This window comes from Streptomyces sp. L2 (assembly GCF_004124325.1).
In the GTDB taxonomy this organism is placed as follows: Bacteria; Actinomycetota; Actinomycetes; order Streptomycetales; family Streptomycetaceae; genus Streptomyces.
The window spans coordinates 4,947,494-4,963,596 of record NZ_QBDT01000001.1; the positions used below are offsets into that span (position 1 = coordinate 4,947,494).

The 16,103-nt window shown below is 73.2% G+C and carries 11 protein-coding genes; 10 read left to right on the forward strand and 1 reads right to left on the reverse strand.

The window, feature by feature from the left end; genetic code table 11:
* Nucleotides 1-28: 28 nt before the first annotated feature.
* The 4 genes from DBP14_RS22070 to DBP14_RS22090 all read left to right on the forward strand — a co-directional run bounded on the left by DBP14_RS22070 (nucleotide 29) and on the right by DBP14_RS22090 (nucleotide 5,886).
* A complete protein-coding gene (locus DBP14_RS22070) occupies nucleotides 29-832 on the forward strand; it encodes a zf-HC2 domain-containing protein (protein ID WP_277752723.1) in 804 nt (267 codons plus the stop codon).
* Between the two features lie 180 nt (nucleotides 833-1,012).
* Nucleotides 1,013-3,268, forward strand: a complete 2,256-nt coding sequence (locus DBP14_RS22080) for a UvrD-helicase domain-containing protein (protein ID WP_129308878.1) — start codon at nucleotides 1,013-1,015, stop codon at nucleotides 3,266-3,268.
* Nucleotides 3,269-3,870: 602 nt separating this feature from the next.
* Nucleotides 3,871-5,286, forward strand: coding sequence for an NAD-dependent malic enzyme (locus DBP14_RS22085; RefSeq protein ID WP_129308879.1), 1,416 nt, complete (start codon nucleotides 3,871-3,873; stop codon nucleotides 5,284-5,286).
* A gap of 318 nt (nucleotides 5,287-5,604) precedes the next feature.
* Complete coding sequence (locus DBP14_RS22090; RefSeq protein WP_129308880.1) at nucleotides 5,605-5,886, forward strand: HU family DNA-binding protein; 282 nt, start codon at nucleotides 5,605-5,607, stop codon at nucleotides 5,884-5,886.
* 182 nt (nucleotides 5,887-6,068) lie between these two features.
* Here the strand turns inward: DBP14_RS22090 and murA are convergent, their stop codons facing one another.
* Nucleotides 6,069-7,409, reverse strand: coding sequence for a UDP-N-acetylglucosamine 1-carboxyvinyltransferase (gene murA / locus DBP14_RS22095; protein ID WP_129308881.1), 1,341 nt, complete (start codon nucleotides 7,407-7,409; stop codon nucleotides 6,069-6,071).
* Between the two features lie 266 nt (nucleotides 7,410-7,675).
* Between murA and DBP14_RS22100 the strand changes: the two genes are divergently transcribed.
* The 6 genes from DBP14_RS22100 (at nucleotide 7,676) to DBP14_RS22125 (ending at nucleotide 16,025) form a co-directional block, all read left to right on the forward strand.
* A complete protein-coding gene (locus DBP14_RS22100; protein WP_164992385.1) occupies nucleotides 7,676-8,248 on the forward strand; it encodes a YqgE/AlgH family protein in 573 nt (190 codons plus the stop codon).
* 29 nt (nucleotides 8,249-8,277) lie between these two features.
* Nucleotides 8,278-8,559, forward strand: coding sequence for a DUF3039 domain-containing protein (locus DBP14_RS22105; protein WP_030651613.1), 282 nt, complete (start codon nucleotides 8,278-8,280; stop codon nucleotides 8,557-8,559).
* A gap of 142 nt (nucleotides 8,560-8,701) precedes the next feature.
* On the forward strand, nucleotides 8,702-10,303 hold the full coding sequence (locus DBP14_RS22110; protein ID WP_277752756.1) for a beta-N-acetylhexosaminidase: 1,602 nt from the start codon (nucleotides 8,702-8,704) through the stop codon (nucleotides 10,301-10,303).
* Nucleotides 10,304-10,540: 237 nt separating this feature from the next.
* Complete coding sequence (locus tag DBP14_RS22115) at nucleotides 10,541-11,434, forward strand: FAD binding domain-containing protein (RefSeq protein WP_129308884.1); 894 nt, start codon at nucleotides 10,541-10,543, stop codon at nucleotides 11,432-11,434.
* On the forward strand, nucleotides 11,431-13,707 hold the full coding sequence (locus tag DBP14_RS22120) for a 2Fe-2S iron-sulfur cluster-binding protein (protein WP_129308885.1): 2,277 nt from the start codon (nucleotides 11,431-11,433) through the stop codon (nucleotides 13,705-13,707). The genes DBP14_RS22115 and DBP14_RS22120 overlap by 4 nt, the downstream gene beginning before the upstream one ends.
* Nucleotides 13,704-16,025 carry a molybdopterin cofactor-binding domain-containing protein gene (locus DBP14_RS22125; protein ID WP_129308886.1) on the forward strand — a complete coding sequence of 774 codons (2,322 nt, stop codon included), beginning with the start codon at nucleotides 13,704-13,706 and terminating at the stop codon, nucleotides 16,023-16,025. Before DBP14_RS22120 ends, DBP14_RS22125 begins: the two co-directional genes overlap by 4 nt.
* Nucleotides 16,026-16,103: the final 78 nt, after the last annotated feature.

The window sequence follows — 16,103 nt, forward strand, 5'->3', positions numbered from 1 at the left end:
CAGCGGATTCAGCACGGGTGGTCCGGGTATGTCTGGACCCATGGGACCGATGGGACCGGTGAGCCCGAGCAGCGAGGGATCATCCCTGCCCAACGAGCACGAGACCGTCGGCGCGTACGCCCTCGGGATTCTCGATGACGCCGAGGCAACCGCTTTCGAGGCGCACCTCGCCGGCTGCGAATGGTGCGCCCAGCAGCTCGACGAACTGGCCGGCATGGAACCGATGCTCGCCGCGCTCGCCGACCTGCCCGGCTCGGGCAGCACCCCCTCGATCGGCGAGTCGCTGTCGGCCCGGCCCAGCCCGCGGCTGGCGGAGAAGCTGGTCGTCGAGGTCGGTGACCAGCGGGCCCGCAAGCGCCGCCGCAGTATGTACATGATCGCGGCGGCGGCCGTGCTGATCGTCGGCAGCCCCCTGGCGATCCTCGCGGCGACCGGCGGTTCCGACGGCGGTACGAGTCGGCAGGCGCTCACCCCGGCGCAGACCACCTTCCAGGCGATGCCCGAGAAGAAGTCGGCCACCGACCCGACGAGCCACGTCAGCGCCACCGTCGGCATGGAGCAGAAGGACTGGGGCACCCAGGCCGTCCTGGAGCTCAAGAACGTCAAGGGCCCCCTGAAGTGCTCCCTGATCCTCGTCGCCAAGAACGGCGAGCGGGTGACCATGTCCTCCTGGTCCGTCCCGAACTGGGGCTACGGCGTGCCGAACGCCAAGACGGAGGAGGCGAAGAAGCCGCTCTACATCGGCGGGGCCGCGGCCTTCAAGCCGAACGAGATCGACCACTTCGAGGTTTCCACGTTCGACGGCAAGAAGCTCGTGCAGGTGCAGGCGTAGCCGCCGTAGCTTTGCCGGGTCTCCTTCGCGTACGGTTGACGGCTGCCCAGCACGTCAGAAGGGGGCCCGGTGGCCGCTCAGGTTCAGCAGTCCGCGGTCGGATCGGTGCGCGACGACCACGGGGCGCGTGATGCCCACGAGGCGCATGACGCCCACGAGGCGCCCGACGCGCGCGACTCCGTGCGCGACCGGGAGATCCGTGTCGAGCAGGAACACCTGGACCGGGTGTACCGGCGGCTCGAGGAGAAGATCCACGAGGCCGAGTTCCTGATGAACGACGCCGCCCAGCGCGGCCAGGTCGGCACGCCCGGCGCGCTCGCCGAGCGGGACGCGCAGGTCTTCCGGGCCGGTATCCACCTCAACCGGCTCAACAACGAGTTCGAGGACTTCCTCTTCGGCCGGATCGACCTGCTGCTCGGCAAGGACGGCAAGAAGGGGCCCGACGGGGCGTACACCGCCGTCGAGCCCGCCGAGGGCGCGGTCCGCGACGACAACACCGCCGACATCGCCGAGACCCTGCACATCGGCCGTATCGGCGTGCTCGACGCCGAGTACGCGCCGCTGGTCATCGACTGGCGCGCCCCGGCCGCCGCGCCCTTCTACCGCTCCACCCCGGTCGATCCCGGACGGGTCGTACGACGCCGGGTCATCCGCTCCAAGGGGCGCCGGGTGCTCGGCGTCGAGGACGACCTGATGCGCCCCGAGCTGACGGCCCGGCTCGACGGCCGCGAGCTGCCCGTCATCGGCGACGGGGCACTGATGGCCGCGCTCGGCCAGGCCCGCGGCCACACCATGCGGGACATCGTGGCCTCCATCCAGGCCGAGCAGGACCTGGTGATCCGCGCCCCCGCCGCCTCCGTGACGTACGTCGAGGGCGGCCCGGGCACCGGCAAGACCGCCGTCGCCCTGCACCGCGCCGCCTACCTGCTCTACCAGGACCGCAGACGCTACGCGGGCGGCATCCTGATCGTCTCGCCCACCCCGCTGCTGGTGGCCTACACCGAGGGCGTGCTGCCCTCCCTCGGCGAGGAGGGGCAGGTCGCCATCCGCGCGATCGGCTCGCTCGCCGTGGACGCCGTCGGCGCCGAGGCCACGCTGTACGACTCCCCGTCCGCGGCCCGCGCCAAGGGCTCCGCGCGGATGCTGCGCGTGCTGCGCAAGGCCGCGCGCGGAGCACTGGAGCTGAACGATTCGCCGGACCGGCTCCGGGTGGTCGCCTTCGGGCGCCGACTGGAGCTGGAGGGGGAGGAACTGGAGCGGATCCGCCGCACCGCCCTCGGCGGCACCGCGCCCGTCAACCTGCTGCGCCCGCGCGCCCGCAAGCTGCTCCTGGACGCCCTGTGGGAGAAGTCCGGCGCCGGCGCCCGCCACACCGACCCGGAGCTGGCGGCCGAGCTGCGGTCCTCCTTCGACGAGGACATCACCTCCGAGGACCCCTTCGTCGCGTTCCTCGACGCCTGGTGGCCCGAGCTGACCCCGAAGGGCGTCCTCGCCGCCATGGCCGACGAACGGCGGCTGGGCCGCTGGGCCCGCCGGGTGCTCAACCCTGGCGAGGTCCGCAAGGTGGCCCGGTCCCTGAAGCGGGACGGGTACTCCGTGCACGACATCGCCCTGCTCGACGAGCTCCACGCCGTGCTCGGCGCCCCGGCCCGGCCCCGCAAGAAGCGCGAGCTGGACCCGCTGGACCAGCTCACCGGCCTTGAGGAGCTGATGCCGGTGCGCGAGGAGACGCAGTGGGAACGGGCGGAGCGGCTGGCGCAGGAGCGCGTGGAGTACGCGCACGTCATCGTGGACGAGGCACAGGACCTGACGCCGATGCAGTGGCGCATGGTCGGCCGGCGGGGCCGGCACGTCACGTGGACGGTCGTCGGGGACCCGGCCCAGTCCTCCTGGTCCGACCCGGACGAGGCCGCCGAGGCCCGTGACGAGGCCCTCGGCAGCCGGCCCCGGCGCCGGTTCCGGCTCACCGTCAACTACCGCAACCCCGCGGAGATCGCCGAGCTGGCCGCCAAGGTGCTCGCCCTCGCCATGCCCGGCTCCGAGTCGCCTTCCGCCGTACGGTCCACCGGTGTCCAGCCGCGGTTCGAGGTGGCCGGGGAATCGCTGGCCGACACCGTGCGGGCGGAGGCCGAGCGGCTGCTGGGGCTGGTCGACGGCACGGTCGGCGTCGTCGTCGCCATGAGCCGGCGGGGCGAGGCGCGGCGGTGGCTGGCGGGGCTGGGGGACCGGGTGGTCGCGCTGGGCAGTCTGGAGGCGAAGGGTCTGGAGTACGACGCGACGGTCGTCGTGTCGCCGGCGGAGATCGCCGACGAGTCGCCTGCGGGGCTGCGGGTGCTGTACGTCGCGTTGACGCGGGCGACTCAGCAGTTGACGGTGGTGTCGGGGGAGCGGGACGAGCCGGATGCGGGCGGGGTGCCGGATCTGCTGCGGGACTGAGGGGGCGCCGGCCGCGCGGGGGAGCCGGGCTGCTGGGCGGGGTGGGTGCGGGCCGGGGGTGGGGTCGCTTGCCGGCGCTTGGCGGGTGCCTCCCCCACTCTCGGCTTCGCGCGAGCGGGGGGACCCCCACCGCCCACCCGTGCCGCCCTGGGGGTCTCCCCAGGCCCTTAAGGCACTGGGGGAGGCACGACTGCCCGCAGCTGGGTCGGATCGGTAAAGAAGGGGTCGTGGGGGAATGGCCTTGTGGGATCTGTTTGTTAGCCTTGGTGTGGCACCGGCCCGATCCAAGCCCCCGGGCCCAACCTTCGTCCCTTCGAGGGACCACTTGCCGCGAGGCGAGCATGGCGGGTCGGTGTCATGAGCGTGTGGGAGGCCCACGTCACGGATGTGACGTGGGCCTCCTTCTTTGCCCCGACGGCGCCCCTTCCCCTCGGCAGATCATTTCTCGTATGGTGGAAGTCGTTTTCCGAAAATGCCGTCGTCGTCAGTGGCCCCCCGTGAACACAACGTCCGCAATCCAGGGCGACTACCACGTACTCAGGGGTAGGTGCGACGATCGGACGGCACAACTCGCGACACGGTGAAAGCAGAGGAAGTCGGCCATGGCAACGGCGCCCAGCGTCTCCTACTCGATGACGGTCCGGCTGGAGGTGCCCGCGAGCGGAACCGCCGTCTCGCAGCTCACCAACGCCGTGGAGTCCTCCGGAGGCTCCGTGACCGGCCTCGACGTCACCGCCTCCGGCCACGAGAAGCTCCGTATCGACGTGACCATCGCGGCCACCTCCACGGCCCACGCCGAGGAGATCGTGGAGAAGCTCCGCGGCATCGAGGGCGTCACGCTCGGCAAGGTCTCCGACCGTACGTTCCTGATGCACCTCGGCGGCAAGATCGAGATGGCGTCGAAACACCCCATCCGCAACCGTGACGACCTGTCCATGGTCTACACGCCCGGCGTGGCCCGCGTCTGCATGGCCATCGCCGAGAACCCCGAGGACGCCCGCCGCCTCACCATCAAGCGCAACTCCGTTGCGGTCGTGACGGACGGCTCCGCCGTGCTCGGCCTCGGCAACATCGGCCCCAAGGCCGCCCTGCCGGTCATGGAGGGCAAGGCGGCCCTCTTCAAGCGGTTCGCCGGCATCGACGCCTGGCCGATCTGCCTCGACACCCAGGACTCCGACGCCATCGTCGAGATCGTCAAGGCCATCGCCCCCGGGTTCGCGGGCATCAACCTGGAGGACATCTCCGCACCCCGCTGCTTCGAGATCGAGGCCCGGCTGCGCGAGGCCCTCGACATCCCCGTCTTCCACGACGACCAGCACGGCACCGCGATCGTCGTCCTCGCCTCCCTCACCAACGCCCTGCGCGTCACGGGCAAGGCCATCGAGAACATCCGCGTGGTCATGTCCGGCGCCGGCGCGGCCGGCACCGCCATCCTCAAGCTGCTCATCGCCGCGGGCGTGAAGAACGCGGTCGTCGCCGACATCCACGGCGTCGTGCACGCCGGCCGCGAGGACCTGGTGGGCGCCTCCGCCGACTCGCCGCTGCGCTGGATCGCCGACAACACCAACCCCGAGGGACTGACGGGCACGCTGAAGGAGGCCGTGCGCGGCGCCGACGTCTTCATCGGCGTCTCCGCCCCGAACGTCCTCGACGGCGACGACGTGGCCGCCATGGCGGACGGCGCGATCGTGTTCGCGCTCGCGAATCCCGACCCCGAGGTCGACCCGGCGATCGCGCGTCAGACCGCGGCTGTCGTGGCCACCGGCCGCTCCGACTTCCCGAACCAGATCAACAACGTGCTGGTCTTCCCGGGTGTCTTCCGCGGTCTGCTGGACGCGCAGTCCCGCACCGTCAACACGGAGATGATGCTCGCCGCCGCGCAGGCCCTCGCGGACGTGGTGACCGAGGACGAGCTGAACCCGAACTACATCATCCCCAGCGTCTTCAACGACAAGGTGGCCGGTGCGGTGGCCGGCGCGGTCCGCGAGGCCGCGAAGCCGGCCCCGGCCGAGCAGTAGACGTCAGCGGCGCGCGGGGGGAGTGAACAGTGTCCCGTGCGCCGTCACCATGCTGTGAGGATCACCACGGCGGCACGCCGCACCGGCGCGTCGCGGAACCTCCGGATGCCGGGCGCACTCTAGGGTGACGGCCGGGCAGCGCTATTCGTGTGACTCCCCAGGGTGCTCTCACGACTCCTACGGGTGCCGGATTGGCTTTCCCGCAGCAGGTAGGGGCAGGATGCGTCCCTGGGCGCGAGCGCATCGGCATCGCAGTGCCTCACATGCGGCTCCGCCGCGTGGCACACCCCAACGGCAAGAAAACACGGGAGTAACAACATGAACCGCAGTGAGCTGGTGGCCGCGCTGGCCGACCGTGCCGAGGTGACCCGCAAGGACGCCGACGCCGTGCTGGCCGCTTTCGCCGAGGTCGTCGGCGACGTCGTCTCCAAGGGCGACGAGAAGGTCACCGTCCCTGGCTTCCTGACCTTCGAGCGCACCCACCGTGCCGCTCGTACCGCGCGCAACCCGCAGACCGGTGAGCCGATCAACATCCCGGCCGGGTACAGCGTCAAGGTTTCGGCGGGCTCCAAGCTCAAGGAAGCGGCCAAGGGCAAGTAAGCGCTCCGCTTTGTGGCGCCGGTTCACCAAAGCGCCGCAGAGCTTCAGCGCCGTGGGTGGCTGTCGGCCTGTCGTGGCTGGTCGCGCAGTTCCCCGCGCCCCTTTCGGGGCGCTTCACTGGACGAAGTGGAAATGGGCGGCCCCCCTGTCACAGGGGGGCCGCCCATTCGTGTGGGCGGCGGCTAGCCGAGGGCCTTGCCCGGGAGTTCTACCTTTGCTCCCAGTTCCACGAGCTTCTCCATGAAGTTCTCGTAGCCCCGGTTGATGAGGTCGATGCCGTGGACGCGGGAGGTGCCCTGGGCGGCGAGGGCGGCGATGAGGTAGGAGAAGCCGCCGCGGAGGTCGGGGATGACCAGGTCGGCGCCCTGGAGGCGGGTGGGGCCGGAGACGACCGCCGAGTGCAGGAAGTTGCGCTGGCCGAAGCGGCAGTCGGAGCCGCCCAGGCACTCGCGGTACAGCTGGATGTGGGCGCCCATCTGGTTCAGCGCGGAGGTGAAGCCGAGCCGGGACTCGTAGACCGTCTCGTGGATGATGGAGAGGCCGGTGGCCTGGGTCAGGGCGACCACCAGGGGCTGCTGCCAGTCGGTCTGGAAGCCCGGGTGGACGTCGGTCTCCAGGGCGATGGACTTCAGCTGGCCGCCGGGGTGCCAGAAGCGGATGCCCTCGTCGTCGATCTCGAAGGCGCCGCCCACCTTCCGGAAGGTGTTCAGGAACGTCATCATCGAGCGCTGCTGGGCGCCGTGGACGTAGATGTTGCCCTCGGTCGCCAGCGCCGCGGACGCCCACGAGGCGGCCTCCAGGCGGTCCGCGAGGGCGCGGTGGGTGTAGCCGCCGAGCTTGTCCACACCGGTGATGCGGATGGTGCGGTCGGTGTCCATCGCGATGATCGCGCCCATCTTCTGCAGCACGCAGATGAGGTCCTCGATCTCCGGCTCCACGGCCGCGTTGGACAACTCGGTGACGCCCTCGGCGAGTACGGCCGTCAGCAGCACCTGCTCGGTCGCGCCGACCGACGGGTACGGCAGCCGGATCTTCGTACCGCGCAGCCGCTGGGGCGCCTCCAGGTACTGGCCGTCGGCGCGCTTCTCGATGGTCGCGCCGAACTGGCGCAGCACGTCGAAGTGGAAGTCGATGGGCCGGCCGCCGATGTCGCAGCCGCCCAGGCCCGGGATGAACGCGTGGCCGAGCCGGTGCAGCAGCGGGCCGCAGAACAGGATCGGGATCCGGCTCGATCCGGCGTGGGCATCGATGTCAGCGACGTTCGCGCTCTCCACGTGCGTCGGGTCCAGCACCAGTTCGCCGGGCTCCTCGCCCGGACGGACCGTCACCCCGTGCAACTGCAGCAGGCCGCGCACGACACGCACGTCACGGATGTCCGGAACATTGCGCAGCCGGCTCGGCTCGCTGCCCAGCAGGGCGGCGACCATGGCCTTCGGCACGAGGTTCTTCGCACCGCGGACACGGATCTCGCCCTCCAGCGGGGTTCCGCCGTGGACAAGCAGGACATCGTCGTTGACGGTCATGAATCTCGCGTTCCGATGAAGTGGGACAGGGGCCGGCCGATCACTTGGACAGGGGCCGAGAGAGACAGGGTAATCGCGGATCACCCCCCTCCCGTAAGCCCGCGGACGGCCCAGTCGCGTCATAGCTGTGTCACAACACGAACCGTTGGGCGCCGGGCACATGCGGTCACCGCCGCCCGGAATGCCGGGCACCTCTCTGAGCTGCGTTCACCGGCGTCGGCGGATTGGTGCCCCACGCCGGGGCAAGATGCGGGATCATGTCTGGCATGACCGAGGTGTCCTCGCTCACAGGGCGACTGCTCGTGGCCACGCCCGCCCTGGCGGACCCGAACTTCGACCGTGCCGTCGTGCTCCTTCTCGACCACGACGAGGAGGGCTCCCTCGGCGTCGTCCTCAACCGGCCCACCCCGGTGGACGTCGGCGACATCCTGGAGGGCTGGGCCGACCTCGCCGACGCGCCGGGGGTGGTGTTCCAGGGCGGGCCCGTCTCGCTCGACTCCGCGCTGGGCGTCGCCGTCATCCCGGGCGGCGCGAGCGGTGACCGGGTGCCGCTCGGCTGGCGCCGGGTGCACGGCGCGATCGGCCTCGTCGACCTGGAGGCCCCGCCGGAACTCCTCGCCTCGGCCCTCGGCTCCCTGCGGATCTTCGCCGGGTACGCCGGCTGGGGACCCGGCCAGCTGGAGGACGAGCTGGCGGAGGGCGCCTGGTACGTCGTGGAGTCCGAGCCCGGCGACGTCTCCTCACCGGAGCCGGAGCGGCTGTGGCGCGAGGTGCTGCGCCGCCAGCGCGGGGAGCTGGCGATGGTGGCCACGTACCCGGACGACCCTTCGCTCAACTGAAGGGTGTGAGCTTCAGTACCCTGGGGCTTATGAGCACTCTTGAGCCCGAGCGCGGGACTGGTACCGGGACCCTCGTCGAGCCGACGCCGCAGGTGTCCCACGGCGACGGTGACCACGAGCGCTTCGCCCACTACGTCCAGAAGGACAAGATCATGGCGAGCGCCCTCGACGGCACGCCCGTCGTGGCGCTGTGCGGCAAGGTGTGGGTGCCCGGCCGCGACCCGAAGAAGTATCCCGTCTGCCCCATGTGCAAGGAGATCTACGAGTCCATGGGCAGCGGAGGCGACGAGGGCAAGGGCGGCGACAAGTAGCGCTGCCGCCGGTACGGGCTCACCAGGTCCCCGGAGCGCCCCGGCGGGCGCCCCGGGGACCTGTGCCGCTTTCCGGCCGGTAAGTGGTCCAGACCTCTTGTCGGGCGGCGGGGGTCCTGCTTAGCCTCCTGGGGTGGATCTGATTCCCGCGCCCCAGCGCGCCGCCCGGAACGCCGACGGTCATCTGAGCCTGGACAGCGGGACGGGGCTGGAGGCGGGGCCCGGCACGGAGGGGGTCGCCCACTGGCTGCGGGCCACGCTCGGAGCGGCGACCGGCCTGCCCTTTTCCGAGGCGCGCGACCACGACCGCCGCATCGTGCTCGGCATCGAACCCGGCCTGCCCGCCGAGGGCTACCGGCTCGCCGTCACCCCCACCGGCGCCGAACTGGCCGGCGGCGGCCCCGCGGGACTGTTCTGGGCGGCCCAGACGCTACGGCAACTGCTCGGACCGGACGCCTTCCGGCGCGCCCCGCTGCCCGGCCGGCACTGGCGGCTGCCCCTCGCCCGGATCGAGGACGCGCCCCGCTTCCGCTGGCGCGGCCTCCTCCTCGACGTGGCCCGGCACTTCATGCCCAAGGACGGCGTCCTGCGCTACCTGGACCTGATGGCCGCGCACAAACTGAACGTCCTCCACCTCCACCTGACGGACGACCAGGGCTGGCGCGTCGAGATCCAGCGGTACCCGCGGCTCACCGAGGTCGGGTCCTGGCGGGCGCGGACGAAATTCGGCCACCGCGCCTCACCGCTGTGGGAGGAGAAACCGCACGGCGGCTTCTACACCCAGGACGACATCCGGGAGATCGTCGCCTACGCCGCCGAGCGGCATATCACCGTCGTCCCGGAGATCGACGTACCCGGGCATTCGCAGGCCGCCATCGCCGCGTACCCGGAGCTCGGCAACACCGACGTCATCGACACCACCACCCTCTCCGTCTGGGACACCTGGGGCGTCAATCCCAACGTACTCGCCCCCACCGACACCACCCTCCGCTTCTACGAGGGCGTCCTGGAGGAGGTACTCGCCCTCTTCCCCTCGCGGTTCGTCCACATCGGCGGCGACGAGTGCCCCAAGGACCAGTGGCGGCGGTCCCCGCGCGCCCAGGCCCGGATCGCCGAACTGGGCCTCGCCGACGAGGACGAGCTGCAGTCCTGGTTCGTCCGGCACTTCGACACGTGGCTCTCCGCGCGCGGGCGCAGGCTCATCGGCTGGGACGAGATCCTGGAAGGCGGCCTCGCCGACGGCGCCGCCGTCTCCTCCTGGCGCGGCTACGGCGGCGGGGTCGCGGCCGCGCGCGCGGGGCACGACGTGGTCATGTGCCCGGAGCAGCAGGTGTACCTGGACCACCGTCAGGACCCGGGCGCGGACGAGCCCGTGCCGATCGGCTTCGTCCGCACCCTGGAGGACGTGTACCGGTTCGAACCCGTTCCACCCCAACTCACCGATGACGAGGCCCGGCACGTGCTGGGCACCCAGGCCAACGTCTGGACCGAGGTGCTGGAAGACCAAGCACGCGTGGACTACCAGACCTTCCCCCGCCTCGCCGCCTTCGCCGAGGTCGCCTGGAGCCGTCTCCCGGCCCCGGCGGAACGGGACTTCGCCGGCTTCGAACGCCGTATGGCCGCCCACTACCGCCGGCTCGACGCCCTCGGCGTCGCCTACCGGCCACCCGCCGGCCCCCGCCCGTGGCAGCGGCGCCCCGGCGTGCTCGGCCGCCCGGTCGACGGACCGCCCCCGAACAAGTAAGGGAACAAGGAAGGGAAAACAGCATCAAGGGTCACCGAAGAGTGTCAATCGCCCCACGCTGGTGATGCTGTACGAAATCGGACCATCCCCCTGGTGAAGTGGGCGAATGCCTCCTAGCGGACCCCCGGGTCCGGGTCTTGCGAAGATGTGCCAGAGTTGCCACGTCCGCCCTGTGAGCACGTACCGTACGGCCACACAGGTGGGACCAGGTGGGGCAGCGGGAAGGGGCAGCCGGTTTTGACCACGCACGCACCGCGGACGGCGCAGGCCGTCACGTTGCCCACGACGCTGGACGAGGCCGTGGCGGCCCTCACGGCCATGCCCACCGCCGTCCCCGTCGCGGGCGGCACCGACCTGATGGCCGCCGTCAACTCCGGTCAGCTCAGGCCCGCCGCCCTGGTCGGCCTCGGACGGATCAGCGAGATCCGCGGCTGGCAGTACCAGGACGGCCACGCCCTGCTCGGCGCCGGCCTCACCCACGCGCGCATGGGCCGCCCCGACTTCGCGGCCCTCATCCCCGCGCTCGCCGCCGCCGCGCGCGCCGCGGGCCCGCCGCACATCCGCAACGCCGGCACCCTCGGCGGCAACATCGCCTCCGCCGCCCCCACCGGGGACGCGCTGCCGGTGCTGGCCGCCCTGGAGGCGACCCTGATCATCGCGGGGCCGGGCGGCGCCCGCCGGGAGATCCCGGTGTCGCACCTGCTGGCCGGGGTGGAGATGCTGCGCGGCGGAGAACTCATCGGCTACGTGCGCGTGCCGCTGCTGCACGCCCCGCAGGTCTTCCTGAAGGCGACCGGCCGGACCGGACCGGGCCGGGCGGTCGGCTCGGTGGCCGTCGTCCTGGACCCCGCCCGGCGCGGGGTGCGCTGCGCGGTCGGCGCCATAGCGCCGATGCCGCTGCGGCCCCTGGAGGCCGAGCAGTGGGTCGCCCGGCTCATCGACTGGGACAACGACCGCGCGCTCGTCCCGGAGGCCCTGCACGCCTTCGGCGAGTACGTCGCCGCGGCCTGCATCCCCGACCCGGCCCCGGAACCCGACGGCTCGGTGACCCCGCTGCCACCCGCCGTACTGCACCTGCGGCGCACCGTCGCCGCGCTGGCCCGACGAGCACTGGGGAGGGCGCTGTCGTGACCGACGACCCGTACGCAGAGGGCGCCGCCCCGCAGGGCGCCGGCCGCTGGGACCCGCTGCCCCAGGGCGACTACGACGACGGCGCCACCGCCTTCGTCAAGCTCCCCGAGGGCGGCATCGACGCGCTGCTGTCCGGCGACAGCCCGCTGGCCGCGCCAGGGCACGGCTACGTGCCGCCGCGGATAACGGCGGACTCCGGCGAGTCCGCCGCGGGCACCGCCGGCCCGGAGCAGGCGTGGCCCGCGCCCGGCGGACAGTGGCCCGACCCGAACGCCGTACCCCACGAGCAGGGCGCGGGCGCGGACGACCGGTTCACGTACCAGCCCGCCGCGACGCAGCAGTGGACCTACGAGGAGCCCGCCGCGCCGCCGGCCCCCGGTCACGACGTCACCGGGCAGTGGTCCATCCCGGTCGCCGGGGGCGACCTCCCGGACGAATCGGGCGAGTTCACCACGTCCTCGCTGGTCGAGCAGTGGGGCGGCGGCACCCCGCCGGCCACCCTCCCCGGCGGCGCCCCCGCCCCCTGGGCCACGGAAGGCGCGGGCCGTCCGTGGGGCCGACCGCAGCAGGACCAGCAGGCCGGCGAAGGCCAGCCAGTCGACACGGCCACGCCCCACACCGGCCCGACTCCGGCCCACGGCCGGGCGCACCCGGGGGAGACGGGCGGTACCGGTGCCCTTCCGGTGGACGGCCCCGCCCCCACCGACGCGTACGCCGACGGCCGGACCTACCCGGAGGGACTTCCGGCCGACGCCCCGGGACAGCCCGGCCGGCGTCCGGCGGACGGCCCGGCCTCCGGGGGCGGGCGCTCCCCTGACGGCTCGGGCACGACGGACGCACGCCCTGCCGACGGCTCGGCGTACGCGGGCGTACCCGCGACCGACGACCCGGCTCACACCGGGTCGTACCCGGCCGGCGGCCCGGAGGACCCGGACGGTTCCCGCACGGCCGGCGCCCAGCACCACACCGGTGCCCCAGGCCGCGTCGACGGCCACGCGGACGCCGCTCACGTGACCGGTGGCAGCCACGCGGGACCCGGCGTGCCCGACGGGAGCGGCCCCGGGTACCCGGCGGACTCCGCGCGGCCCGCGCCCGCCTCGGGGCACTCCGCTGCCGACGACGCCGGCGAGGACGTCGGCGCGGCGGTACCGGCCGACGGCCGCACCGGGGCGGACGGGTACGGCCCCGCGCAGGGGCCTGGAGCGTCCGCCGACGTCCCGGCGGCCCACACCCCGGACGGGGTGAGCGGGCCCGCGCCACAGGCCGGGACACGGCCCGCCACGGCCGCCGGTGTGGTCGCCGCCGGCGAGCACACCGCGGCCACCGGTCCGGCGGGCTCGGCGGACGCCACCGGCGCGATCGACGCGGCCGGAGCGGCGGACACGCCGGCTCCCGCCGGGTCCGCAGGGTCCGCCGCCGACGGCCCGGACGCGCCCGGGACGCAGGCCGACGCGGACCGCGGGGCGACGGCCGACGCGGACCGCCGGGAGACGGCCGATGAGCACGGCGCCGCCGACGGTCCGGACGCCGGGGACCTCGCGCCCGTCCCGCCGCACGACGACCACCCCCTCGCCTCTTACGTCCTGCGTGTCAACGGCGGCGAACGGCCCGTCACCGACGCCTGGATCGGCGAGTCCCTGCTGTATGTCCTGCGGGAGCGGCTCGGTCTCGCGGGCGCCAAGGACGGCTGCTCGCAGGGCGAGTGCGGCGCGTGCAACGTGCAGGTCGACGGGCGGCTCGTGGCTTCCTGCCTGGTTCCGGCGGTCACCGCGGCCGGCAGCGAGGTCCGTACGGTCGAGGGCCTCGCCGTCGACGGGCAGTCCTCCGACGTGCAGCGGGCGCTCGCCCGGTGCGGGGCCGTGCAGTGCGGTTTCTGCGTGCCGGGCATGGCGATGACCCTGCACGACCTGCTGGAGGGCAATCCGGCGCCGACCGAACTGGAGACCCGCCAGGCGCTGTGCGGCAACCTGTGCCGCTGCACCGGCTACCGGGGCGTCCTGGAGGCCGTCAAGGAGGTCGTCGCCGAGCGCGAGACGCAGGCCGGCGCGGACACCGAGTCGGACGGGGACGAGGCACGTATCCCCCATCAGGCCGGGCCGGGCTCCGGAGGCGTCAACCCGTCGGCGTTCGACGCGCCGGGCGTGTTCGACCCGCCGGGCGGCTTCGGCGCACCCGGAACCATGCCCGGACAGTCCCACGGCCCCGGACCGGCACAGGGGCACGGGCAGGGCCCGCACGAGCAGACGTACGGCCAGGACGGAGGCCAGCGTTGAGCAACGAAGCCGCCACCGCGACCACGACCGCGACCACCGCCGCGGAAGCGGCCCCCGTCCCGGAGCCGTTGCCGCACGGCCTCGGCGCCTCCCTGCCGCACGCCGACGCCCGCGCCAAGACCGAGGGCACGTTCCCGTACGCCGCCGACCTGTGGGCCGAGGGCCTGCTGTGGGCGGCCGTCCTGCGCTCCCCGCACGCGCACGCGCGCATCGTGTCCATCGACACCTCCCACGCGCGCGAGATGCCCGGGGTCCGCGCCGTCGTCACCCACGAGGACGTCCCCGGCACCCCCCGGTACGGGCGCGGCATCCCCGACCGGCCGGTGTTCGCCTCCGAGGTCGTACGCCACCACGGCGAGCCCATCGCCGCCGTCGCCGCCGACCACCCGGACACCGCGCGGATGGCCGCCGCGGCCGTCATCGTCGAGTACGAGGTGCTCGAACCGGTCACCGACCCCGAGCAGTCCTTCGAGGCCGAGCCGCTGCACCCCGACGGCAACCTGATCCGGCACATCCCGCTGCGCCACGGCGACCCGGACGCGGTCGGCGAGGTCGTCGTCGAGGGCCAGTACCGCATCGGCCGCCAGGACCCGGCCCCGATCGGCGCCGAGGCCGGCCTCGCGGTCCCCCGGCCGGACGGCGGGGTGGAGCTGTACCTGGCCTCCACCGACCCGCACGCCGACCGGAACACGGCCGCGGCCTGCTACGGCTTGTCCCCCGATCAGGTGAAGATCGTCGTCACCGGGGTGCCGGGCGCCACCGCCGACCGCGAGGACCAGGGCTTCCAGCTCCCGCTCGGCCTGCTCGCGCTGCGCACCGGATGCCCGGTGAAGCTCACGGCGACCCGCGAGGAGTCCTTCCTCGGCCACGCCCACCGCCACCCGACCCTGCTGCGCTACCGCCACCACGCCGACGCCGACGGCCGGCTCGTCAAGGTCGAGGCGCAGATCCTGCTGGACGGGGGCGCGTACGCCGACACCTCGGCGGAGTCGCTGGCCGCCGCCGTCTCGTTCGCGTGCGGGCCGTACGTCGTCCCGAACGCGTTCATCGAGGGCTGGGCCGTCCGCACCAACAACCCGCCCTCCGGCCATGTGCGCGGCGAGGGCGCCATGCAGGTGTGCGCCGCATACGAGGCGCAGATGGACAAGCTGGCGAAGAAGCTCGGCGTGGACCCGGCCGAACTGCGGCTGCGCAACGTCCTCGCCACCGGTGACGTCCTGCCGATCGGGCAGACCGTGACCTGTCCGGCGCCGGTGGCCGAACTCCTCCAGGCCGTGCAGGAGTTCCCGCTGCCCGCCCTGCCCAAGGACACGCCCGAGGAGGACTGGCTGCTGCCCGGCGGCCCCGAGGGCGCGGGCGAACCGGGCGCGGTGCGCCGGGGCGTCGGCTACGGGCTCGGCATGGTGCACATGCTCGGCGCGGAGGGCGCCGACGAGGTCTCCACCGCCACGGTGAAGGTGCACGACGGCATCGCCACCGTGCTGTGCGCGGCGGTCGAGACCGGCCAGGGCTTCACGACGCTCGCCCGGCAGATCGTGCAGGAGACCCTCGGCATCGACGAGGTGCACGTGGCGCCCGTCGACACCGACCAGCCGCCGGCCGGCGCGGGCTGCCGCAGCCGGCACACCTGGGTGTCGGGCGGCGCGGTCGAACGGGCCGCCAAGATGGTCCGCACGCAACTGCTGCAGCCCCTCGCGCACAAGTTCGGCATGTCCACCGAGCTGCTCCAGATCACCGACGGCAAGATCACCTCGTACGACGGCGTGCTGTCGACGACCGTCACCGAGGCGATGGAGGGCAAGGAGCTGTGGGCCACGGCCCAGTGCCGCCCGCACCCCACCGAGCCGCTGGACGGAGCCGGGCAGGGCGACGCCTTCGTGGGCCTCGCGTTCTGCGCGATCCGCGCGGTGGTCGACGTCGACATCGAGCTGGGCTCGGTCCGTGTGGTGGAGCTGGCGGTCGCCCAGGACGTGGGCCGGATCCTGAACCCGACGCAGCTCGCGGCCCGGATCGAGGCGGGCGTCACCCAGGGTGTGGGCATCGCGCTCACCGAGAACCTGCGCACGCCCCGCGGCCTGGTCCGCCACCCCGACCTGACCGGCTACGCCCTGCCGACCGCCCTGGACGCACCGGACATCCGGATCGTCCGGCTGGTCGAGGAACGGGACGTGGTCGCGCCGTTCGGCGCCAAGTCGGTCAGCGCGGTGCCCGTGGTGACCTCCCCGGCGGCGATCGCCTCCGCGGTGCGCGCGGCGACGGGCCGCCCGGTCAACCGCCTCCCGATCCGCCCCCAGGCGGCGGTCGTCACCGACCGGTGAGCGGATCCGCCGACGGGGGCAAGGCCGTCGGCGAGGAGCCGGCACTCGGCGTTCGGCGGGCCGCTGGTGCGCGGTCCG

Excerpts from the sequence above, each read along its gene's own strand:
- DBP14_RS22070 (WP_277752723.1), top strand. The coding sequence starts at position 29 with ATGTCTGGACCCATGGGACCGATGGGACCGGTGAGCCCGAGCAGCGAG.
- DBP14_RS22085 (WP_129308879.1), top strand. The coding sequence starts at position 3,871 with ATGGCAACGGCGCCCAGCGTCTCCTACTCGATGACGGTCCGGCTGGAG.
- DBP14_RS22090 (WP_129308880.1), top strand. The coding sequence starts at position 5,605 with ATGAACCGCAGTGAGCTGGTGGCCGCGCTGGCCGACCGTGCCGAGGTG.
- murA (WP_129308881.1), bottom strand. The coding sequence starts at position 7,409 with ATGACCGTCAACGACGATGTCCTGCTTGTCCACGGCGGAACCCCGCTG.
- DBP14_RS22100 (WP_164992385.1), top strand. The coding sequence starts at position 7,676 with ATGACCGAGGTGTCCTCGCTCACAGGGCGACTGCTCGTGGCCACGCCC.
- DBP14_RS22105 (WP_030651613.1), top strand. The coding sequence starts at position 8,278 with ATGAGCACTCTTGAGCCCGAGCGCGGGACTGGTACCGGGACCCTCGTC.